This window comes from Pseudomonas sp. LG1D9 (genome assembly GCF_002949995.1).
GTDB classification, from domain to species: Bacteria; Pseudomonadota; Gammaproteobacteria; order Pseudomonadales; family Pseudomonadaceae; genus Aquipseudomonas; species Aquipseudomonas proteolytica.
This window is the reverse complement of record NZ_CP026881.1, coordinates 3,745,029-3,767,199: the sequence shown is the minus strand read 5'-3', so window position 1 is coordinate 3,767,199 and position 22,171 is coordinate 3,745,029. Positions and strand designations below refer to the sequence as shown.

The window sequence follows — 22,171 nt, the reverse complement described above, 5'->3', positions numbered from 1 at the left end:
CATGCATTCGGAGATACACAATGTCTACCCTACCCGTCACCTTGATGGTTGCGCGCCGCGCCGCCCAAGGTCGTTATCAAGACATGATGAGCTGGCTACGCGAAGGCGAGCAACTGGCCACTGACTTCCCCGGCTACCTGGGTTCAGGCGTGCTTGCACCGCCTGCCGACGGTGGCGAATTCCAAATCATCTTCCGCTTCGCCGACGAGCAGACCCTGCACGCCTGGGAGTTCTCCGCCTCGCGCAGCGCCTGGCTGGGGCGCGGCAGCGAATTGTTCGCCGACCCCATGGAGCATCGTGTCAGCGGCATGGAGGGCTGGTTTGGCGCGGCGGGCCAGCGCCCACCGCGCTGGAAACAGGCCGTGGCGATCTGGCTGGCATTTTTCCCGGTGTCACTGCTGTTCAACGTCGGCCTGGAACCGTTGTTGGCCGAGTTGGGCTTGTTCAGCCGCGTGCTGGTCAGCACCCTGGCCCTGACGCCCTTGATGGTCTATCTGTTTATTCCCCTGTCGACCCATTTGCTGGCGGGCTGGCTCAATCCTGCCCCGCGCCGGGTAAAACCTGGCGAAGCAACCGTTTGAGCCGATCCACTACAGGCCGGTCGCTGGTATAGTTTTAGCTTGCCCGCGACCCGAGCTTCCCATGACCTGTACCCCCGCCCCGATCCTCATCACCGGCGCCGGCCAACGTGTCGGCCTGCACTGCGCCCAGCGCCTGCTGGATGAAAAGCAACCGGTGATCTTCAGCTATCGCAGTGAACGCCCCGGTGTGCAGGCCTTGCGCGAGCGTGGCGCGGTGGGCGTATTTGCCGATTTCTCGTCCGAGGCCGGTATCCTGGCGTTCATCAGCGAACTCAAGACCCATACCGACAGCCTGCGGGCAATCATCCACAACGCCTCGACCTGGGCCGCAGAGACACCTGGTGACGAGGCCAGCGCCTTTATCGATATGTTCAGCGTGCACATGCTTGCGCCGTACCTGATCAACCTGCATTGTGCTGACTTGCTCAGAGGCTCGACGCCGGCCGACATTGTGCATATCAGCGACGACGTAACCCGCAAGGGCAGCCGCCAGCATATCGCCTACTGCGCCACCAAGGCCGGGCTCGACAGCCTGACCCTGTCCTTCGCCGCCCAATACGCGCCTCGGATCAAGGTCAATGGCATCGCGCCAGCCATGGTGATGTTCAACGAAGGCGACGACGCGGCTTATCGCGCCAAGGTCCTGGCCAAGTCGGCACTGGGTATCGAACCCGGGCCTGAGGTGATCTACCAGAGCGTGCGTTACCTGTTGGACAACCCTTATGTGACCGGCACCACCCTGACCGTCAATGGCGGGCGCCATGTCAAGTAAACCCGAACACCAGCCGCCTGGGGTTCCTGCAACTGATTGGACGGAGCAAGTAGCAATGCCACAACTTCAACCAGGTATGGCGCGCATCCGGGTCAAGGACCTGTGTCTGCGTACCTTTATTGGCATCAACGAGGATGAAATCCTCAACAAGCAGGATGTGTTGATCAACCTGACCATCCTGTATGCCGCACAAGACGCCGTGCGCGACAACGATATCGACCACGCCTTGAACTACCGCACCATCACCAAGGCCATCATCGCCCACGTCGAAAGCAACCGCTTTGCCCTGCTCGAACGCCTGACCCAGGAAGTGCTGGACCTGGTGATGAGCAATGAGTCGGTGCTGTATGCCGAAGTCGAAGTCGACAAGCCCCATGCGCTGCGCTTTGCCGAATCGGTATCGATTACGCTCGCGGCCAGCCGTTAACCCCCCTGAATCTGCGTGAACCCTATGACCGATCAACAACGCCTGGAACTCGAAGCTGCTGCCTTCCGCCGCCTGGTTGCGCACCTGGACAGCCGCAAGGATGTGCAGAACATCGACCTGATGAATCTTGCCGGGTTCTGCCGCAACTGCCTGTCCAAGTGGTACAAGGCCGAGGCCGACGAACGCCAGATCGAAGTCAGCCTCGATGACGCCCGCGAAGTGGTGTACGGCATGCCGTACGCCGAGTGGAAAGCCCAGTACCAGCAAGAAGCCAGCGCCGAACAACAAGCGGCGTTTGCCAAAGGAAAAACCCATGACTGACCTGAACACCCTGCACACCAGCCTCGACAGCGGCGAACACCAGTTTGCCGATACCCTGGCCTTCATCGCCGCTGGCTACGACTACCAGCCACAGGCCTTTACCAATGGCAGCGTAGAAAACGCCGCTGGGCAGAACGAAGGCTCGTGCAAGACCCTGGGCCTGGCGCTGCTCGAAGGCTTGAGCGACCAGCAGGCTTTGCTGGCGTTCGGCGAGCATTACCGTTCGGTGTTGGCGACGCCTGAGGGCACAGATCACAGCAACATCCGCGCGTTGATCGAGCATGGGTTGGCGGGAGTGAAGTTTGTCCAGCCGCCTTTGACCCGCCGCTGATCCAGCTTGCCAACCCGGTCAATGTGGGAGCCGGGCTTGCCCGCGATGGCGGTAGGTATCTACACAACTTCCAGAAACTGACGAACTTCCCTGTGGCGAGCGGGCTTGCCCCGCGCTGGGCTGCGTAGCAGCCCCACTTCAGGCACCGCGGTTGTTTCAGGTGTACCGAGCCAGCAGGTTTTGGGGCGGCTTCGCCACCCAACGCGGGTCAAGCCCGCTCGCCACAAAAAAACCGGCCGCGCGGCCGGTTTTTTTATTGCAACGGTTTAGAAAGAAGCGTCTTTCAAACCATCGAGGTAACGCTCGGCATCCAGGGCTGCCATGCAACCGGCGCCGGCCGAGGTGATGGCCTGGCGGTAGACGTGGTCGGCCACGTCGCCAGCGGCAAAGATGCCTTCGATGTTGGTCGCGGTGGCGTTGCCTTCACGACCGCCCTGCACCACCAGGTAACCGTCTTTGGCGGTCAGCTTGCCTTCGAACAACGATGTGTTCGGGGTGTGGCCGATAGCAATGAATACGCCGTCGACTTTCAGCTCGTCGAAGCTGCCATCGTTGTTCTTCAAACGCGCACCGGTCACGCCCATGTTGTCGCCCAGGACTTCGTCCAGGTTGGCGTTGAGCTTGAGGATGATCTTGCCTTCGGCAACCCGCGCGTGCAGCTTGTCGATCAGGATCTTCTCGGCGCGGAAGGTTTCGCGACGGTGAACCAGGGTCACGGTGCTGGCGATATTGGCCAGGTACAGTGCTTCTTCCACGGCGGTGTTACCACCACCGACCACCGCCACCGGCTTGTTGCGGTAGAAGAAACCATCGCAGGTCGCGCAGGCGGAAACGCCCTTGCCCATGAAGGCCTCTTCCGATGGCAGGCCCAGGTAACGGGCGCTGGCGCCAGTGGCGATGATCAGCGCGTCACAGGTGTAGACGCCGCTGTCGCCAGTCAGGCTGTAGGGCTTTTTCGAGAAGTCCACGGCATTGATGTGGTCGAAGACGATTTCGGTCTCGAAGCGCTCGGCGTGTTCTTTCATGCGTTCCATCAGCACCGGGCCGGTCAGGCCATGGACGTCGCCCGGCCAGTTGTCGACTTCAGTGGTGGTGGTCAGCTGACCACCCGCCTGCATGCCGGTGATCAGCAACGGCTTGAGGTTGGCCCGGGCCGCGTAGACCGCAGCGCTGTAACCGGCAGGGCCGGAACCGAGAATAATCACTCGCGAATGACGGGTATCAGACATGACTCACTCCTATCGACCGCCCGGACTACAGAGCGGCTGGAATAAAAAAGGACCGCGAAGCACTTGGGGAAGGCTTGAACTCGCAGGCCCTGAAAATAATGGGTGCAGCGTATAGAGGGGGGCAAGATTAAGGAAATACGGAATAACAATCCAGCTCATAGGTGGTCTCTATCCTGTGCCCCCTATTAATCGACATGTTTGTTACCGTTAATGTCGACTCGCTGACCGTGCTTTCACCGCTTTCGCAAAGCCGGTAAGGTCGGCGCGTTTGCCCTTTTACCCGGAGTTACCCATGCCCGCCCCCGTTCTGTCAGGCCCACAATACCTGCGCGAAGGCCTGAAACTGGTCTTGAGCCCAGGCCTGCGCCTGTTCGTCCTGCTGCCCCTGGCGATCAACCTGATACTGTTCGTCGGATTGATCTATTTTGCTGGCCATCAGTTCAGCCTATGGGTCGACACCTTGATGCCAACGCTGCCCAGTTGGCTGAGTTTCCTCAGCTACATCCTGTGGCCGCTGTTCGTGCTGCTGGTGGCTTTTATGGTGTTTTTCAGCTTCACCATGCTCGCCAATATCATCGCAGCGCCGTTCAATGGTTTTCTCGCCGAGAAGGTCGAAGTAGTGGTGCGCGGTACCGATGACTTCCCGGCCTTCAGTTGGGCCGAACTGTTCGCCATGGTCCCGCGCACACTGGCGCGGGAAATGCGCAAGCTCGGCTACTTCCTGCCACGCGCCATCGGCCTGTTTATCCTGTCGTTCATTCCCGTGGTCAACCTGATCGCCGCCCCCCTGTGGCTGCTGTTCGGGGTATGGATGATGGCGATCCAGTACATCGACTACCCAGCCGATAACCACAAGCTGGGCTGGAACGAAATGCTCGCCTGGCTGCGGCAGAAGCGCTGGCAGAGCATGAGCTTCGGTGGGATTGTTTACCTGGTGTTGCTGGTGCCGGTGGTCAACCTGCTGATGATGCCCGCGGCGGTGGCCGGGGCGACGTTGTTCTGGGTGCGTGAGCGCGGCGCCGAAACCATGCTGGCGCAAAAGCCCTAATCTGTTCGATTGACCTGGATCATGACGATTTGCCCACATAAAGCACATGGTTATTAAAACTATAAGCCTGTGGGGAGCAAGCCATGTACAGACCGTTGATGCTGATGTTTGGGTTGATGTTGGGCGGCGAGGCCTGGGGGGCCGCTGCCGCCAACGAGCCGATCTTGCCGGTGCAGCCGGCGAAAATCACTGACGCCGCCAAGGTCGAGTTGGGCAAGCAATTGTTCTTCGACCCGCGCCTGTCCAAGTCCGGCTTCATATCCTGCAACTCGTGCCACAACCTGAGCATGGGCGGCAGCGACAATCTGCCCACCTCCATCGGCCATAACTGGCACCAGGGGCCGATCAACTCACCGACGGTGCTCAACTCCAGCATGAGCGTTGCGCAGTTCTGGGATGGACGCGCGGCAACCCTGCAAGAGCAGGCCGGCGGCCCGATCTCCAACCCGGGCGAAATGGGCTTCACCCATGATCTGGCCGTGGACGTGCTGCGCTCGATCCCGCAATACCAGGCCTCGTTCAAGAAAGTGTATGGCGATGACGGCATCAAGTTCGACGATGTGACCAACGCCATCGCGGCCTTCGAAGAAACCCTGGTCACCCCCAACGCCCCGTTCGACCGCTGGCTGCTGGGCGATAAAAAAGCCATCAGCGCCACGGCAGCGCAGGGCTACCAGTTGTTCAAGAGCATCGGCTGCGTGGCCTGCCATAACGGCGAGGCGGTCGGTGGCAGCACCTTCCAGAAAATGGGCATGGTCGAACCCTATGCCACCAAGAACCCGGCCCAAGGCGTGGCAGGCCTGACCGGCAAGGATCAGGACCGGATGATGTTCAAGGTGCCGACCTTGCGCAACGTCGCCCTGACTTACCCCTACTTCCACGACGGTGCCTACTGGAACCTGAGCGAAGCGGTAGACGTCATGGCCCGCCTGCAATTGGGGCGCAAGTTGAGCACCGATGAGGTCAGCCAGATTGTCGCGTTCCTCGACACCCTGACCGGCGACCAGCCGGACTTCAAGCTGCCGATCCTCCCGCCCTCCTCGGCCAAGACCCCGCGTCCTGCGCCGTTCAACTAAGCCGGTAGCGGGCCGGTCGTCATAAATCCGTCATTGCGACGACACAATGGCGACATGGCCCGCGCCGACACTGGCTGCATGACGACAGCTTTCCTGAATATCACCCTGATTACCGAAACCTTCCCACCGGAAATCAACGGCGTGGCCAACACCCTTGGCCGCCTGTGTGACGGCCTGCGCGCACGTGGACATCAGGTGGAACTGGTGCGCCCGCGCCAGACTGGCGACTTGAGTCGCCAGAGCGACGACGGCCTGCTGCTGTGTCGCGGCTGGCCTCTACCGGGTTATCCCGGCCTGCAATGGGGCCAGTCCTCCATGCACAAACTGCTGCGGCGCTGGAAACGCCAGCGTCCAGACGTGCTGTACATCGCCACCGAAGGCCCGCTGGGCTTGTCGGCTTTGCGGGCGGCACGGCGCCTGGGGATCAGCGTGGTCAGCGGTTTCCACACCAACTTCCAGCAGTATTCCAGCCAATACGGCCTGGGCATGCTCAGCCGCATCCTGACCCACTACCTGCGCTGGTTCCATAACCGCTCCAGCCTGACCCTGGTACCCAGCGTCAGCCAGCGCCTGGAACTGGAACGCCGCCACTTCGAACGCCTGGACCTGTTATCGCGCGGCGTCGACAGCCAGCTGTTCCACCCAGCCAGACGTGACAACGTCCTACGTGAACAGTGGGGGCTGGGCACTGAGGACATTGCCGTCATGCATGTAGGCCGCCTGGCACCGGAGAAAAACCTCGGTGTGCTCAAACGCTGCCTCGAGGCCTTGCAGGCGACTTATCCACAGCGCCGACTGACGCTGATCGTCGTCGGCGATGGGCCGCAACGCGAGGCACTGGCCAAGGCCCTCCCCGGCGCAATTTTCTGCGGCACACAACGCGGTGAGGAACTGGCGCGCCACTATGCGTCGGGGGACCTGTTTCTGTTCCCCAGCCTCACCGAGACCTTTGGCAATGTGGTGCTCGAAGCGATGGCATCGGGATTGGGCGTGGTGGCCTACGACCAGGCGGCCGCCACCCAGCACATCCGCCATGGCTACAGTGGTGCCGTGGCGATGCCGGGGGATGAGGATGCGTTTTGCGATGCCGCCTGTTGGTTGCTGGAAGAACCCGAGAGCTTGCGTCGGGTGCGCCTGAACGCGCGCCAGCACGCCAGTCGCCAGGGCTGGCCGGCGATTATCGAGCGGTTTGAACAGCAATTGCGCGGGGCGTGTGGTGAGGATGTGATGGAGACGGGCGGTTCGAAGCTGACCTGATGGGCCCTATCGCGGGCAAGCCCGCTCCCACATTGGAATGCAATCAACCTGTGGGAGCGGGCTTGCCCGCGATGGCGCCCGTCAATTCCCCCCTAAACCAGAGTGGTCAGCGCCTCGCGACTGAAGGGCAAGATATCCCCCTCACGGCCTTCACGCACCTTCACCGCCCAGTCCGGGTCGACCAGCAGCGCACGGCCCACGGCCACCAGATCGAACTCATCGTTGTTCAAGCGCTCCAGCAGTTTTTCCAGGCTCGCTGGCTGAGCGATTTTGTCGGTATTGACCATGAACTGCAGGAACTCACCATCCAGGCCCACACTGCCCACGGTGATGGTCGGCTTGCCGGTGAGCTTACGGGTCCAACCGGCCAGGTTCAGCTCGGAGCCCTCGAACTCCGGCTCCCAGAACCGACGGGTGGAGCAGTGAAAAATATCCACACCGGCGTCGGCCAACGGCTTGAGGAACTCCCCCAGGGCCTCGGGGGTTTGCACCAGACGCGCGGTGTAATCCTGCTGCTTCCACTGGGAGAAACGGAAAATGATCGGGAAATCGGGGCCTGTGGCAGACCGCACGGCTTGGATCAATTCAATGGCAAACCGCGAACGGTTGGCCAGGCTGCCGCCGTATTCGTCCGTACGCTGGTTGCTGCCTTCCCAAAAGAACTGGTCGACCAGGTAACCGTGGGCGCCGTGGATTTCCACACCGTCCATGCCAATATCCTGGGCATCTTTGGCCGCCTGGGCGAAGGCAGCGACCACCTCCTGGATATCCTGGACCGTCATGCCGTGGACCAGCACGTTGCCATCCTTGAGTTTTTCCATCGGGCCGTAGGCCGGCACGCTGGCGTCCGGCTCGGTGCCGATACGCCGTACGCTGCCGACGTGCCACAACTGCGGGACGATCTTGCCGCCTTCGGCATGCACCGCATCGACCACTTTCTTCCAGCCTGCCAATGCCGCTGCACCGTAGAAATGCGGGACATTCGGGTAACCGTTGGAAGCCTGATGGCCCACTACCGTGCCTTCGGTGATGATCAGGCCTACGCCGGCCCCGGCGCGGCGACGGTAGTACTCGATCACTTTGGAATTGGGTACGCCACCCGGGGAAAACGAGCGGGTCATCGGCGCCATGACCACACGGGACGGCAGTTGCAGGGCACCGAGCTGGAAAGGTTTGAACAAGGCTTGGACAGGCATGGGAGCACTCCGCACGAGAGGGATTTTATGATGCGGATAATATGGAGTGCGGGCGCTGCTGGGTAGCACTATTGATTTCAGTGATTAACATGCAAAAGCCGGGAGCTACACAACACATTGCAGGACCCGGCAAGCCGGCTCCTACATGGATCAGGCCAGGGCTTTTTCGATGGCTTGGATGATCGTCGGGTCATCTGGCGCAGTGCGCGGGGAGAATCGCGCCAAAACCCGCCCATCCTTGCCCAACAGGAACTTCTCGAAATTCCAGGTGATATCCCCGGGAAACTCGGCCCCCTCGCCCGCGAGCAAGCGATACAACTGATGGCGCTCGGAGCCGTTCACATCCAGCTTGCTGCCCAATGGAAAGGTCACCCCGTAGTTGAGGCTGCAAAATTCGCGGATTTCTTCCTCCGTACCCGGCTCCTGGCCAGCAAACTGATTGCACGGCAGGCCCAGCACGGTAAACCCCTGATCCTTGTATAGCTGGTAGAGGTTTTCCAGCGCCGCATATTGCGGGGTCAGCCCACATTTGGAGGCGACATTGACCACCAGCACGACTTGCCCTTTATAGGGCGCCAGAGGCAGCTCCTGACCATCCAGGGCTTTGAGTTTAAGGTCGTGGAAAGCACTCATGACACACTCCAGGTTTCCCATATTCTGGTTAACGGCATTTCGAGATTACAGCCGCCAAGTCGGCAAGAATAGCCGCCAATCAAAAAAGGCGCCCGAAGGCGCCTTTCTTTTCAACTGACCGGCCGTAGCCCGTCAATCAATGGTGGTGACCACCTTCGCCGTGCACGTGGCCGTGAGCCACTTCTTCCTGGGATGCGTCGCGGATGGCAACGATCTTGACCTGGAAGTTCAGGCGCTGGCCGGCCAGCGGGTGGTTGCCGTCGACGGTGACGTCGTCGCCATCCAGGTCGCGGATGGTCACGATCTGCATCTGGCCGTCCGGCGCGGAGGCGTGGAACTGCATGCCCACTTCCAGTTCGTCGACGCCTTCGAACATGCTGCGGCTCAGGGTGCTGACCAGTTCGGCCGAGTACTCGCCATAGGCATCTTCAGGTTCGATGGCAACGGTCAGCTCATCACCAACCTCTTTGCCTTCCAGGGCCTTTTCCAGGCCCGGGATGATGTTACCTGCGCCTTGCAGGTAGACCAGCGGCGCGCCGCCGGCGGAGCTGTCGATGACCTCACCAGCGTCGTTGGTCAGGGTATAGTCAATGGAGACAGCCTTGTTGGCGGCGATCGGCATGGGGCGAGACCTTTTGCATAAGAATGAAGAACGGACAAGTCTAAACAAGGATTTGCCCGAAAGCGAACACAACCCGGACAGACGGAGTCGATCCAGTGACTCGACGGTCGTCGGATTTCATCAGGACGCGGACGGCCACTGGGTCGCCACGCTGTCCTGCGGCCATACGCAGCACCTACGGCACCAACCGCCCTGGCAATCCCGGGGCTGGGTGCTGGATGCGGCGCAACGCCTGGCAAAAATAGGCCAGCCCTTTGCCTGTGGCTGGTGTGCGCAGCGCCCGGATAACGATACCCTTGGCAGCTGATTCCCGGTCGGCGCGCAGCCATAGCGCACCACCGAAGCCATGCACCTTCAGAGAATTCGCATGCAGACTTTTTTTATCGCGCCCACCGACTTTGGTGTGGGTCTGACCTCCATCAGCCTTGGGCTGGTGCGTACCCTTGAACGGGCCGGGCTGAAAGTCGGGTTTTTCAAGCCCATTGCCCAGCCCCATCCCGGCGACACGGGGCCTGAGCGCTCCACCGAGCTGGTGGCCCGTACCCATGGCCTGAAACCACCGCAGCCACTGGGCCTGGCCCATGTCGAGCGGATGCTCGGCGATGGCCAGCTGGATGAGTTGCTCGAAGAGATCATCACCCTTTACCAACAGGCCGCCGTGGGCAAGGACGTGCTGATTGTCGAGGGCATGGTGCCGACCCGCAGCGCCAGCTATGCGGCACGGGTCAACCTGCACCTGGCAAAAAGCCTGGATGCCGAAGTCATCCTGGTCTCGGCCCCGGAAAACGAAGTGCTGACCGAACTGTCCGGGCGTGTGGAATTGCAGGCGCAACTGTTCGGTGGCCCGAAAGACCCGAAAGTGCTCGGCGTGATTCTCAACAAGGTGCAGACCGACGAGAGCATGGAGGCCTTCGCCGCCCGTCTCAAGGAGCATTCGCCGCTGCTGCGCAGTGGCGATTTCCGCCTGCTCGGCTGTATTCCGTTCCAGCCCGAGCTCAACGCCCCGCGCACCCGTGACGTGGCCGACCTGATGGGCGCGCAAGTGCTCAACGCAGGCGACTATGAAACCCGGCGCATGAGCAAAATCATCATCTGCGCGCGCACCATGCGCAACACCGTGGAGCTGCTCAAGCCCGGCGTGCTGGTGGTGACACCGGGGGATCGCGACGACATCATCCTCGCCGTCAGCCTGGCCGCGATCAATGGCGTGCCCCTGGCCGGCCTGCTGCTGACCAGCGACACCCTGCCTGACCCACGGATCATGGAGCTGTGCCGTGGTGCGTTCCAGGCCGGCTTGCCGGTGCTGTCGGTGAGCACCGGGTCCTATGACACCGCCAACCAGCTCAACAGCCTGAACAAGGAAATCCCGATTGATGACCGCGAACGCGCAGAGATCATCACCGATTTCGTCGCCAGTCACCTGGATGCGCGCTGGCTGCACCAGCGTTGCGGTACACCACGGGAGATGCGCCTGTCGCCGGCGGTATTCCGCTACCAGTTGATCCAGCGCGCCCAGGCCGCCAACAAGCGCATCGTGCTGCCCGAAGGCAGCGAGCCGTTGACCGTGCAAGCCGCCGCCATCTGCCAGGCCCGCGGCATTGCCCGTTGCGTGCTGCTGGCCAAGCCGGCCGACGTCGAGGCCGTGGCCCGCGCCCATGGCATCGAACTGCCCGAAGGCCTGGAAATTCTCGACCCGGACCTGATCCGCCAGCGCTACGTCGAGCCGATGGTGGCGCTGCGCAAGAGCAAAAGCCTCAACGCGCCGATGGCCGAGCAGCAACTGGAAGACACCGTGGTGATCGCTACCATGATGCTGGCGCTGGATGAGGTGGATGGGCTGGTGTCCGGGGTGATCCACTCCACCGCCAATACCATCCGCCCTGCATTGCAGCTGATTAAAACGGCGCCGGGTTGCACCCTGGTGTCGTCGGTGTTTTTCATGCTGTTTCCCGAGCAGGTGCTGGTCTACGGCGACTGCGTGATGAACCCGCACCCCAGCGCCGCGGAGCTGGCGGAAATCGCCCTGCAAAGCGCCGACTCGGCCGCCGCCTTCGGCATTACCCCGCGCGTGGCGATGATCAGCTATTCCAGCGGAGACTCGGCCAGTGGCGAGGAAGTGGAAAAAGTCCGCGAGGCCACCTTGTTGGCCCACGAACAGCAAAGCTCGCTGCTGATCGACGGCCCGTTGCAGTACGACGCAGCGGCCAACGAAAACGTCGCCCGGCAACTGGCGCCCAACAGCCTGGTGGCGGGCAAGGCCACGGTCTTTGTGTTCCCCGACCTCAATACCGGCAACACCACCCACAAGGCGGTGCAGCGCAGTGCCGATTGCGTCAGCCTCGGCCCGATGCTGCAAGGCCTGCGCAAACCCGTGAACGACCTGCCCCGTGGGGCCCAGGTAGATGACATCGTCTACACCATCGCCCTGACCGCGATTCAAGCCGCCAACCGACCTATGGATGCCTAAATGCTGGACTTTCTGCCTGCCCCCCTGCGCGGGGTGATCGCCTCGCTGCTGTTGGCGTTGAACACCATCCTGTTGTGTTCATTCCTGTTTATCGTCGCGTTGTTCAAGGCGCTGCCGTTCGCCAAGCGCTTCAGCGAATGGCTGATGAACCAGACCCACGAGGCCTGGATCAGCAATAACAACACCTGGATGAACCTGGTGCGCCGCACACGCTGGCACATCAAGGGCCTGGAAGGCCTGGACTACCAGCACTCGTACCTGGTGACCAGCAACCACCAGAGCTGGGTCGATATCATGGTGTTGCAGTACGTGCTCAACCGGCGGATCCGCCCGCTGAAGTTTTTCCTCAAACAGGAACTGATCTGGGTGCCGGTGATTGGCCTGGCCTGGTGGGCGCTGGGCTTCCCCTTCATGAAGCGCTACACCAAGGCTTACCTGGAAAAACACCCGGAGAAGAAAGGCAAGGACCTGGCAACCACCCGCAAGACCTGTGCAAAGTTCCGTGACAACCCGGTGGGCATTTTCAACTTTGCCGAAGGCACACGCTTTACCCCAGGCAAACATGCGCAGCAGCAGTCGCCGTTTCGTTACCTGCTCAAGCCCAAGGCCGGTGGCATTGCGTTTGTGCTGGATGCCATGGGCGAGCAGTTGAAGTCATTGGTGAACGTGACGATCCACTACCCTGACGGGCGTCCGGGGTACTGGGACTTGCTGTGCGGCAATGTCAAAGACGTGGTTGTGCAGTTTGAAGAGGTGCAGATCCCGGCCGAGTTCATTGGCAAGAATTATGAGCAGGATGGGGAGTATCGGCTGGCGTTCCAGGGATGGATCAACCAGTTATGGGAAGACAAGGATGCTCTGCTGAGCCGACTTCACATCGAGTACCCAGGCAATAGGTGATCACGATGTGGGAGCTGGCTTGCCTGCGATAGCGGTCTGTCAGAGATAAGTGCATTGCCTGGCCTCCTGCAATCGCAGGCAAGCCAGCTCCCACATTGACGGTGTTGACCTTTAAAGTGTGATAAAAAGCCCGCCACCGAGTGATCGGTGGCGGGCTTTTTATGGCGGCGCGGTTTAGATCGCGCCGCGCTGACGCAACAGTTCCAGCACTTGCTTGACGCTGTCTTCCAACGACAGGGCCTGGGTGTCGATCACCAGGTCGGCATTCAACGGCACGTCGTAGGGGAACGACTCGCCAGGGATGTTATCCCCACCGGCGGCGTACAGGCCTTGCGGGTCACGCTCGGCACATACCAGCGGCGATGCCTGCACGTATACGGTGAGCAAACGATCACTGCCGATCAACGCCTTGGCCTGTTCACGGCCTTCGGCGTCCGGCGCCACAAAGGCCGCCAGGGTCAGCAAGCCGGCTTCGTTGAACTGACGCGCCACGTGGGCGGCACGACGCCAGTTCTCGGTACGCCCGGCACGATCCTGCGGCAGACCTTTATTGAGGTCATGGCGCAGGTTCTGCCCATCGAGCACAAACACCGCACGCCCCATATCGAACAACTTGCGCTCGACCGCATAGGCCAGGGTGCTCTTGCCAGCGCCCGACAGGCCACTGAACAACACGGTGGCTGGCTGCTGGCCGAAACGCTGGGCGCGTTCCTCGGTGGCCACGTGGGCCAACTTGCCGTGCTGCGCTGCGCTGCCATGGCTGACCGGCGGCGCGATAATCATGCCCGCCGCCACGGTGCCATTGGTCAACCGGTCAATCACAATAAAGGCGCCAGTGGTGCGGTTGCTGGCGTAACCGTCCAGGGCGATGGCCGCATCGAGGCTGACCTTGACCCGGCCGATCTCGTTCAACTGCAAGGCACTGGCCGGGCCTTCTTCGAGCGTGTTCACATCCACACGGTGCACGATGCTGGTGATGGAACCCGGCACGTAGCTGGTGGCGCGCTTGATGTCGTATTTCTTGCCCGGCAGCATCGGCTCCTCGGCCATCCACACCAGCATGGCGTCGAAGGCGTCGGTGACTTGCGGCACGTTGTCGGCATGCACCAGCAGGTCGCCACGGGAGATGTCGATCTCGTCTTCCATGGTCAGGGTCACGGCCTGGCCGGGGCCTGCGTGTTCCAGTTCACCTTCGAAGGTGACGATGGATTTGACGCGGCTGCTCTTGCCCGACGGCAGCACCACGACTTCGTCGCCCTTGTGCACGATGCCGCTGGCCAGGGTGCCGGCGAAACCACGGAAGTTCAGGTTCGGACGGTTGACGTACTGCACCGGGAACCGCAGGTCGGTGTAGTTGCGGTCGTTGGCAATCTCGACGGTTTCGAGGATCTCCATCAGCGACTGGCCGGTGTACCAGGGCGAACGCTCGCTCTTGTTCACCACGTTGTCGCCCTTGAGCGCCGACATCGGCACAAAGGCCATGGTGCTCGGCTTGAACGCGATGCCATCGGCAAACTTCAGGTAGTCGGCCTTGATCGATTCGAAAATGCTCTCGTCGAAACCGTTGAGGTCCATCTTGTTGATCGCGATGACGATGTGCTTGATGCCCAACAGCGAAGCAATAAAGCTGTGGCGACGGGTCTGGGTCTGCACGCCGTAGCGCGCATCCACCAGGATGATCGCCAGGTCACAGGTGGAGGCACCGGTGGCCATGTTGCGGGTGTACTGCTCATGGCCAGGGGTGTCGGCGATGATGAACTTGCGCTTGGCGGTGGAGAAATAGCGGTAGGCCACATCGATGGTGATGCCCTGCTCACGCTCGGCCTGCAGGCCGTCGACCAGCAATGCCAGGTCGATGTCGTCACCGGTGGTGCCGACTTTCTTCGAATCGCGGGTGATAGCTTCCAGATGATCTTCGTAGATCATCTTCGAGTCGTGTAGCAGGCGCCCGATCAGGGTGCTCTTGCCGTCATCGACGTTGCCACAGGTCAGAAAGCGCAGCATTTCCTTGCGTTCGTGCTGGCCCAGGTAAGCGAGGATGTCCTCGCTGATCAAATCAGATACGTGCGACATGACAACCCCTTAGAAATAACCCTGACGTTTTTTGTCTTCCATGGAGCCGGCGCCATCGTGGTCGATGACACGGCCCTGGCGCTCGGAAGTTCGCGTCAGGAGCATTTCCTGGATGATGTCCGTCAGCGTCTCGGCTTCGGACTCCACCGCGCCCGTCAACGGGTAGCAGCCAAGGGTACGGAAACGTACTTTCTTTTTGACGATACGGGCTTTGTCTTCGTCGGACAGGTGCTCGAGGATGCGCTCGTCGTCGATCATGATCAGCGTACCGTTCTTCTCGATCACTTCCCGTTCGGCGGCGAAGTACAGCGGCACGATGGGAATGCCTTCGAGGTAGATGTACTGCCAGATATCCAGTTCGGTCCAGTTGGACAGCGGGAACACGCGGATCGACTCGCCCTTGTTGACGTTGCCGTTGTAGACGTTCCACAGCTCAGGGCGCTGGTTTTTCGGGTCCCAGCGGTGCTTGCTGTCGCGGAACGAGTACACGCGCTCTTTGGCACGGGATTTCTCTTCATCGCGACGGGCGCCGCCGAATGCTGCGTCGAAACCATACTTGTCCAAGGCCTGCTTGAGGCCTTCGGTCTTCATGATGTCGGTGTGCTTGGCGCTACCGTGGGTGAACGGGTTGATGCCCTGCGCGACGCCATCCGGGTTGACGTGGGTGATCAGTTCCAGGCCCAGTTCCTCGACCATGCGGTCGCGGAATTTGTACATTTCCTGGAATTTCCACTGGGTGTCCACATGCATCACCGGAAACGGCAGCTTGCCCGGGAAGAATGCCTTGCGCGCCAGATGCAGCATCACGGCGGAGTCTTTGCCGATGGAGTAGAGCATTACCGGGTTGTCGAACTCGGCGGCAACCTCACGGATGATGTGGATGCTCTCCGCCTCCAGCTGTTTCAGATGCGTCAGTTTGTCGACCATGGCTACTCACGGAAAAACGATTCTTTTTGGACGGCCTGCGGGCCGTGTTCGAGCGAGGCATGCTAGCACAGCACCTTCTTCTATTCAGGGAGCCAGCTAGATCGAAACGGTATATGGATATACCGCCTCGTTTGGCCGTACATCGCCCCGTAGGAGCCGGCTTGCCGGCGATGGCGTCCTTGAAATCAATGCATGACTCAAGGGCCTCATCGCCGGCAAGCCGGCTCCTATAGTGGACGCAATGGAGGCTTAGATCGGGTTGGGGCAGTCGATGAACAGGTGTTCCAGGGCAAAGCGCCGGGCCAGGTAGTCGCCCAGGGCCTGCACGCCGTAACGCTCGGTGGCGTGATGGCCGGCGGCGATGAAGCTGATGTCGTTTTCACGGGCGCTATGGAAGGTCTGCTCTGAAGCTTCGCCGCTCAGGTACAAGTCGACTCCGGCCGCCACGGCCTGGTCGATGTAGCCCTGACCGCCGCCGGTGCACCAGCCCACGCGGCGGATCATCGCGCTGCCTTCGATCAGCAGCGGCTCGCGGCCCATGGCTTCCTGCACACGACGGGCGAAATCGCGCGCCGACAGCGGCTCGGCCAGGGAGCCCACGAGGCCCACAACCTTGAGGTTGTCCGGGTCCAGCGGGCCTTCGACGGTGATGTCCAACTGACGGGCCAATTGCACGTTGTTGCCCACTTCCGGGTGCAGGTCCAGCGGCAGGTGGTAGGCCAGCAGGCTGATGTCGTGCTTGAGCAGGGTCTTGAGGCGGCGCTGCTTCATGCCGGTGATGCATGGGCTTTCGCCTTTCCAGAAATAGCCGTGATGCACCAGCACCAGGTCGGCCTTGGCCTCGACGGCTGCATCGAGCAGCGCCTGGCTGGCAGTCACGCCACTGACAATACGCAACACCTGCGGCCGCCCTTCGACCTGCAGGCCATTGGGGCAGTAATCGGCAATTTTTGCGCTGTTCAAGTAGCGATCCGCTTCTTCAACCAGGGTGCTCAGGGCGACGGCCATAAAAGACTCCTAAATATCCCGTTCAGAGGCGCTCGCGGCCTCGTATAATGCGCGACATTATGGGCGCTCCCGCGCCCCCTGCAACCTGTCAGGACTTACTTGATGCTCAAGGCGCTGCGTTTTTTTGGATGGCCATTGTTGGCCGGCGTGCTGATCGCGATGCTGATCATTCAGCGTTATCCGCAATGGGTCGGCCTGCCAAGCCTGGACGTCAACCTGCAACAGGCACCGCAAACCAACGCGGTGCAACAGGGCCCGGTGACCTATGCCGATGCGGTAGTGGTCGCGGCGCCTGCGGTGGTCAACCTGTACACCACCAAAGTCATCAATAAACCGGCGCATCCGCTGTTTGAAGACCCACAGTTCCGGCGTTTTTTCGGTGACAACTCGCCCAAGCAGCGCCGCATGGAATCGAGCCTCGGCTCCGGGGTGATCATGAGCCCGGAAGGCTACATCCTGACCAACAACCATGTGAGCACCGGCGCCGACCAGATTGTGGTGGCCCTGCGCGATGGCCGCGAAACCCTGGCGCGGGTGGTGGGCAGCGACCCGGAAACCGACCTTGCGGTGCTGAAAATCGACCTGAAGAACCTGCCCTCCATTACCATCGGCCGCTCCGAAGGCCTGCGCGTCGGCGATGTGGCGCTGGCCATCGGCAACCCGTTCGGCGTCGGCCAGACCGTGACCATGGGCATCATCAGCGCCACCGGGCGTAATCAGTTGGGCCTCAACAGCTACGAAGACTTTATCCAGACCGACGCAGCAATCAACCCAGGCAACTCCGGCGGCGCGCTGGTGGATGCCAGCGGCAACCTGACGGGCATCAACACCGCGATTTTCTCCAAGTCCGGTGGCTCCCAAGGCATTGGTTTCGCGATCCCGGTAAAGCTGGCGATGGAAGTGATGAAGTCAATCATCGAGCACGGCCAGGTGATCCGTGGCTGGCTGGGGATTGAAGTGCAGCCGCTGACCAAGGAGCTGTCCGAATCCTTTGGCCTGACCGGGCGCCCCGGCATTGTCATTGCCGGCATCCTGCGCGGCGGTCCAGCGGAAAAAGCCGGGATGCAGGTGGGCGATGTGATCCTCAGCATCGACGGCGAACCGGCTGGCGATGGCCGTCGTTCGATGAACCAAGTGGCGCGGATCAAGCCAACGGAAAAGGTCGCGATCCAGGTCATGCGCAACGGCAAAGAGATCAAACTCCTGGCCGAAGTGGGGCTGCGGCCGCCGCCAGCACCGGTTAAAGAGCAAGAATAAAGGGCGTTCTTAAAGAGATACACTCTCAACAGTCATGTTATATTATTTCAATATTGATATTGGAATGTTAGACCATGACGTCTCGAAAGTTTGCGCCCCTGGCCGGTCTCGCCTTGGGATTGCTGGTGGACCCGGTGTTTGCAGAAGACACCAACACCCTTGAGTTGGGCACCACCAGCATCACCGGTGAGGCGTATGAATCTGCCACCGGCCCGGTCCAGGGCTACCGCGCGACCCGCTCGGCCAGCGCGACCAAGACCGACACGGCCCTGCGCGATATCCCACAATCGATCAGTGTGATTCCCGCCACAGTGCTCAAGGACCTGGGCAGCAACAACGTCGAGCGCGCCCTGGAGTTTGCCGGCGGCGTGTCCAAGCAGAACAACTTCGGCGGCCTGACCCTTTACGAGTACAGCATTCGCGGCTTCACCACGTCACAGTTCTACCAGGACGGTTTCAGCGCCAACCGCGGCTACCCCAGTACGCCGGACACGGCCAATATCGAACGCATCGAAGTGCTCAAGGGTCCCGCCGCCAGCCTGTATGGCCGTGGCGATCCCGGCGGTACCGTAAACATCGTCACCAAGAAGCCCCAAGCCGACGCCTTCACCACCGTACAGACCAGCGCCGGCAGTTGGGATCGCTACCGCACCGCCGTCGATATCAACACCCCACTGGACAGCGAAGGCCGTGTGTTATCGCGGGTCAACCTGGCAGTGGAAGACAACCACAGCTTCCGCGATCACGTGCAGAGCAAGCGGGTGTTTGTTGCGCCCTCCTTCAGTTGGCAACTGGACCCGGACACCAGCCTGCTGGTGGAGAGTGAGTTCGTGCGCCACAGCTCGACCTTCGACCGGGGCATCGTGGCCCCCAACAACCGTTGGAGCGGCATGTCGCGCTCGACCTTCCTCGGCGAGCCCAACGATGGCGATATCGACAACCACAACAACCGTCTGCAAGCCACCCTCGAGCATCACTTGAACGATGCCTGGAAGCTGCGCCTGGCCAGCCATTACAAACAGGGCAGCCTGTGGGGCGAAGCCTCGGAGAGCCGTGCGCTGAATGCCGATGGCCATACCGTCAACCGCCGCTACCGCCAACGCTCCATGGGTTGGCACGACAGCATCACCCAACTGGAACTGCGCGGCCTGTTCGAGGTGGGTAGTTGGCAGCATGAACTGCTGATCGGCACCGAGTACGAGGACTACCGCAAGAAAGAACGGGTGACCGCCATCGCCGGCAGTTACCCGATTGATATCTACCGGCCGGTCTATGGCCAGCCCAAGCCCAATGGCCAGCGCTCGGGCAGTGATTTTTTCACCCAGGTGAAAAGCCAGGCGCTGAACCTGCAAGACCAGATCGTCTTTACCGAGCGCCTGCGCGGTGTGGTTGGCATTCGCCTGGAGCACGTCGAGCAACGTTCAGAGGACTTCACCCGTAACGGGGCCAAGAGCCAGAAAACCCACGACGTCATGACGCAGCGGGCCGGCCTGCTGTATCAACTGACCCCGCAAGTGGGCCTGTTTGCCAACGCCTCCACCTCGTTCAAACCACAAAGCGAGCTGGACGCCGCCGGCAATTTCCTCAAGCCCGAGGAAGGTGTCGGTTATGAAGTGGGCATCAAGAGCGAGCTGTTCGACGACCGCCTGAGCACCACCCTCGCCGCCTTCCATATCGAGAAGGAAAACACCCTGGCCACGGACCCGGCCACCGACACCAAGCGCGCCATCGGCAAGGCCCGCAGCCAGGGTTTCGACCTGCAATTGACCGGGCAACTGACTGATGCCGTGCGGGTGATTGGCGCCTTTGCCTACATCGACGCAGAAGTAACCAAGGGCGACCAAGACGTGCCCACCGGCAGCCGCATTCTCGGCGTGGCCAAGCGCAGTGGTAGCCTGTTGGGCGTGTATGAGTTCCAGGATGGCGCCCTGCGCGGCTCTGACGTGGGCGCGGCGTTTACTTATGTCGGCGACCGTTCGGGCGAGGCTGGCAAAAGCTTCGAGTTGCCGGCCTACCACACCGTCGACCTGCTGGCCCATTACAAAGCCAGCGATAACGTCACCGTTGGCCTGAATCTCAACAACCTGTTCGACGAAAAGTACTACGAGCGCTCCTACAGCAACTACTGGGTCAACCCCGGAGAGCCGCGCAACTTCACCGTCAGCCTGACCCTCAACCTGTAAAAGGACGTCCCCATGCAAGCGCTCAAATCATTGGCCGTGCTCGGTCTGCTGTTCGCCACCCAGGTCTCGGCCCATGGCCTGTGGACCGAGCAACGCCGGGGCCATATCGAGGTGGTCTATGGCCACGGTGCCGAAGACGAAGCCTTCAAGGCGAAGAAGGTCAGCGGTGCCTGGGCCTATGACCCCAGTGGCCGGATGATCCCGGTGACGGTGCAACGCCTGGACGACCAGGCGCGCCTGCAACCGCTCAAGCCGCCTGCGGTGCTGGCGGTGGCGTTTGATAATGGCTTGTGGTCGCAAACCCCGGACAAGAAGTGGGTGAACAAGGGCCGCAGCCAAGTACCCGGCGCCCTCGAAACCACCCAGGCCCTTAAGTACAGCCTGGCGATCTATCAGGCCGGAGCCAAGTTGCCCAAGCTGGATCAATTGAGGATGGTGATCGTGCCCGAGGTCGATCCGCTTACCGTTGGCCCTGGCAAATCGCTGCCGGTGCGGGTGTTGATCGATGGCAAGCCTGCTGCGGGGATCAAGTTGATTGGCGACTACCGCAGCGCGCCGAACACCTTGAGCACCGAGACCGACAAGGATGGCCGGGCCCAGGTACTGGTGCGCAACGAGGCGTTGAATGTGATTGCGGCGCAGGTGGAAGTACCGGTCCAAGGTGATAGCGAGATCCAGACCCGTGCGCTGTTCAGCTCACTGACCTTCCTCGGCCAACCGCACCACGAATAACCCCCCAGTGAACCCATCTGGGAGCTGGCTTGTGCATGGGCTGGTTTGGGTGGGAACTAGCCAGCTTCCACATCAGCTCCCACACCAGCCCGCTGCCACGCTAAAGGCTGACAGGCGCTCTTTCGCACAAGGTGTTGAGCGCCACCGCCCATTGCGGATCATCATTGAGGCACGGCACCAACACCAACTCCTCGCCCCCGGCTTCGCGGAACTGCTCCAGCCCGCGATCACCGATCTCTTCCAGGGTCTCGATGCAATCGGCGACAAACGCCGGGCACATCACCAACAACTTCTTCACCCCTTGCTGGGCCAGTGCCTCCAGGCGTGCCTCGGTGTAGGGTTCGATCCACTTCGCCCGGCCCAGGCGCGACTGGAACGCCACCGACCATTTATCGTCCGGCAGGCCCATGCGCGCAGCAAAGTCACGGGCGACGCTGAAGCACTGCCCGCGATAACACGTCGTGCGCACCTCGGGCGAGGCATTGGCGCAGCAGTCACCACTGCCTTCAAGCGAATGCCCAGGGTTGAGTTTGTTCAGGTGCCGTTCCGGCAGGCCATGGAAGCTGAACAGCAGGTGATCGTAATCCTGCTGCAAGTGCGGCCTGGCACTGGCCACCAGGGCGTCGAGGTATTCCGGCTGGTCGTAGAACGGTTGCAGGATCGAGAACTGCAGGTCGAGTTGCTTATCCCGCACCACCCGTCGCGCTTCTTCAATCACCGTGGTCACGGTGCTGTCGGCAAATTGCGGATACAGCGGCGCCAGCGTGACCTTGCTGATGCCCTGCCCGGCCAGGCGGGTGAGTACACTTTCGATCGAGGGTTCGCCATAGCGCATCGCCAACTCCACCGGACCCTGCGTCCACTGGGCGGTCATCTGCTGCTGCAGGCGGCGACTGAGGACTACCAGCGGCGAGCCTTCGTCCCACCAGATCGAGGCGTAGGCATGGGCCGACTGCGCGGGGCGCTTGATCAGGATCAGCGACACCAGCAAGCGCCGGACCGGCCACGGCAGGTCAATCACATAGGGGTCCATCAAAAACTGATTGAGGTAGCTGCGCACATCGGCCACCGAAGTGGACGCCGGTGAGCCCAGGTTGACCAGTAACAACGCGTGATCCGTCATGCAACATC

Annotated in this window: 22 protein-coding genes; 14 read left to right on the top strand and 8 right to left on the bottom strand. The window is 61.3% G+C overall.

Annotated elements, in window-relative coordinates:
- The first annotated feature begins 20 nt into the window (after positions 1–20).
- From C5F71_RS17650 to C5F71_RS17630, 5 genes are all read left to right on the top strand, one after another.
- Positions 21–581, top strand: coding sequence for an antibiotic biosynthesis monooxygenase (locus C5F71_RS17650; RefSeq protein ID WP_029295573.1), 561 nt, complete (start codon positions 21–23; stop codon positions 579–581).
- 61 nt (positions 582–642) lie between these two features.
- The gene (folM, locus tag C5F71_RS17645; RefSeq protein WP_104911621.1) at positions 643–1,353 is read left to right on the top strand and encodes a dihydromonapterin reductase; all 711 of its coding nucleotides are present in this window, start codon (positions 643–645) and stop codon (positions 1,351–1,353) included.
- Between the two features lie 55 nt (positions 1,354–1,408).
- Positions 1,409–1,780 carry a dihydroneopterin triphosphate 2'-epimerase gene (gene folX / locus C5F71_RS17640; protein WP_029295577.1) on the top strand — a complete coding sequence of 124 codons (372 nt, stop codon included), beginning with the start codon at positions 1,409–1,411 and terminating at the stop codon, positions 1,778–1,780.
- Between the two features lie 24 nt (positions 1,781–1,804).
- Positions 1,805–2,101 carry a DUF1244 domain-containing protein gene (locus C5F71_RS17635; RefSeq protein WP_032857713.1) on the top strand — a complete coding sequence of 99 codons (297 nt, stop codon included), beginning with the start codon at positions 1,805–1,807 and terminating at the stop codon, positions 2,099–2,101.
- On the top strand, positions 2,094–2,432 hold the full coding sequence (locus tag C5F71_RS17630) for a HopJ type III effector protein (protein WP_029295581.1): 339 nt from the start codon (positions 2,094–2,096) through the stop codon (positions 2,430–2,432). Before C5F71_RS17635 ends, C5F71_RS17630 begins: the two co-directional genes overlap by 8 nt.
- A 266-nt stretch (positions 2,433–2,698) precedes the next feature.
- On the opposite strand, the gene trxB is transcribed toward C5F71_RS17630, so the two are convergent.
- Positions 2,699–3,661 (bottom strand): thioredoxin-disulfide reductase, encoded by a 963-nt coding sequence (trxB, locus tag C5F71_RS17625; RefSeq protein ID WP_029295584.1) that lies wholly within the window; start codon positions 3,659–3,661, stop codon positions 2,699–2,701.
- Between the two features lie 292 nt (positions 3,662–3,953).
- Between trxB and cysZ the strand changes: the two genes are divergently transcribed.
- The 3 genes from cysZ (at position 3,954) to C5F71_RS17610 (ending at position 7,042) form a co-directional block, all read left to right on the top strand.
- Positions 3,954–4,709 carry a sulfate transporter CysZ gene (gene cysZ, locus C5F71_RS17620; protein WP_029295586.1) on the top strand — a complete coding sequence of 252 codons (756 nt, stop codon included), beginning with the start codon at positions 3,954–3,956 and terminating at the stop codon, positions 4,707–4,709.
- Positions 4,710–4,792: 83 nt separating this feature from the next.
- Positions 4,793–5,785, top strand: coding sequence for a cytochrome-c peroxidase (locus C5F71_RS17615; protein WP_029295589.1), 993 nt, complete (start codon positions 4,793–4,795; stop codon positions 5,783–5,785).
- Between the two features lie 78 nt (positions 5,786–5,863).
- Positions 5,864–7,042 (top strand): glycosyltransferase family 1 protein, encoded by a 1,179-nt coding sequence (locus C5F71_RS17610; protein WP_169852056.1) that lies wholly within the window; start codon positions 5,864–5,866, stop codon positions 7,040–7,042.
- A gap of 92 nt (positions 7,043–7,134) precedes the next feature.
- Here C5F71_RS17610 and C5F71_RS17605 read toward each other — a convergent pair whose 3' ends face one another.
- The 3 genes from C5F71_RS17605 to C5F71_RS17595 form a co-directional block, all read right to left on the bottom strand.
- Entirely contained in the window at positions 7,135–8,238 is a 1,104-nt protein-coding gene (locus C5F71_RS17605) for an NADH:flavin oxidoreductase (protein WP_104911620.1), read from the bottom strand.
- A gap of 150 nt (positions 8,239–8,388) precedes the next feature.
- Positions 8,389–8,871 (bottom strand): glutathione peroxidase, encoded by a 483-nt coding sequence (locus tag C5F71_RS17600; protein WP_104911619.1) that lies wholly within the window; start codon positions 8,869–8,871, stop codon positions 8,389–8,391.
- 136 nt (positions 8,872–9,007) lie between these two features.
- The gene (locus C5F71_RS17595; RefSeq protein ID WP_092233582.1) at positions 9,008–9,493 is read right to left on the bottom strand and encodes a peptidylprolyl isomerase; all 486 of its coding nucleotides are present in this window, start codon (positions 9,491–9,493) and stop codon (positions 9,008–9,010) included.
- Between C5F71_RS17595 and C5F71_RS17590 the strand changes: the two genes are divergently transcribed.
- The 3 genes from C5F71_RS17590 to C5F71_RS17580 are packed head-to-tail and all read left to right on the top strand — an operon-like array spanning position 9,462 to position 12,860.
- The gene (locus C5F71_RS17590; RefSeq protein ID WP_071610070.1) at positions 9,462–9,800 is read left to right on the top strand and encodes a DUF3565 domain-containing protein; all 339 of its coding nucleotides are present in this window, start codon (positions 9,462–9,464) and stop codon (positions 9,798–9,800) included. The genes C5F71_RS17595 and C5F71_RS17590 overlap by 32 nt on opposite strands.
- 60 nt (positions 9,801–9,860) lie before the next feature.
- Positions 9,861–11,960, top strand: coding sequence for a phosphate acetyltransferase (gene pta / locus C5F71_RS17585; RefSeq protein ID WP_092233580.1), 2,100 nt, complete (start codon positions 9,861–9,863; stop codon positions 11,958–11,960).
- Positions 11,961–12,860 carry an acyltransferase gene (locus tag C5F71_RS17580; RefSeq protein ID WP_104911618.1) on the top strand — a complete coding sequence of 300 codons (900 nt, stop codon included), beginning with the start codon at positions 11,961–11,963 and terminating at the stop codon, positions 12,858–12,860.
- A gap of 174 nt (positions 12,861–13,034) precedes the next feature.
- On the opposite strand, the gene cysN is transcribed toward C5F71_RS17580, so the two are convergent.
- From cysN to C5F71_RS17560, 3 genes are all read right to left on the bottom strand, one after another.
- Positions 13,035–14,933, bottom strand: coding sequence for a sulfate adenylyltransferase subunit CysN (cysN, locus tag C5F71_RS17575; RefSeq protein WP_029295599.1), 1,899 nt, complete (start codon positions 14,931–14,933; stop codon positions 13,035–13,037).
- A 9-nt stretch (positions 14,934–14,942) separates the two neighbouring features.
- Positions 14,943–15,860, bottom strand: a complete 918-nt coding sequence (gene cysD / locus C5F71_RS17570; protein WP_029295601.1) for a sulfate adenylyltransferase subunit CysD — start codon at positions 15,858–15,860, stop codon at positions 14,943–14,945.
- Positions 15,861–16,109: 249 nt separating this feature from the next.
- Positions 16,110–16,868, bottom strand: coding sequence for a Nif3-like dinuclear metal center hexameric protein (locus tag C5F71_RS17560; protein ID WP_029295607.1), 759 nt, complete (start codon positions 16,866–16,868; stop codon positions 16,110–16,112).
- 102 nt (positions 16,869–16,970) lie between these two features.
- Here C5F71_RS17560 and algW point away from each other — a divergent pair, with 102 nt between their 5' ends.
- From algW to C5F71_RS17545, 3 genes are all read left to right on the top strand, one after another.
- A complete protein-coding gene (gene algW, locus C5F71_RS17555; protein ID WP_092233571.1) occupies positions 16,971–18,125 on the top strand; it encodes a Do family serine endopeptidase AlgW in 1,155 nt (384 codons plus the stop codon).
- A 74-nt stretch (positions 18,126–18,199) separates the two neighbouring features.
- Positions 18,200–20,308 (top strand): TonB-dependent siderophore receptor, encoded by a 2,109-nt coding sequence (locus tag C5F71_RS17550; RefSeq protein WP_104911616.1) that lies wholly within the window; start codon positions 18,200–18,202, stop codon positions 20,306–20,308.
- A gap of 12 nt (positions 20,309–20,320) precedes the next feature.
- Entirely contained in the window at positions 20,321–21,040 is a 720-nt protein-coding gene (locus tag C5F71_RS17545; protein ID WP_070996798.1) for a DUF4198 domain-containing protein, read from the top strand.
- A 100-nt stretch (positions 21,041–21,140) separates the two neighbouring features.
- On the opposite strand, the gene hemH is transcribed toward C5F71_RS17545, so the two are convergent.
- Positions 21,141–22,163, bottom strand: coding sequence for a ferrochelatase (hemH, locus tag C5F71_RS17540; RefSeq protein ID WP_029295616.1), 1,023 nt, complete (start codon positions 22,161–22,163; stop codon positions 21,141–21,143).
- Between the last annotated feature and the right edge of the window lie 8 nt (positions 22,164–22,171).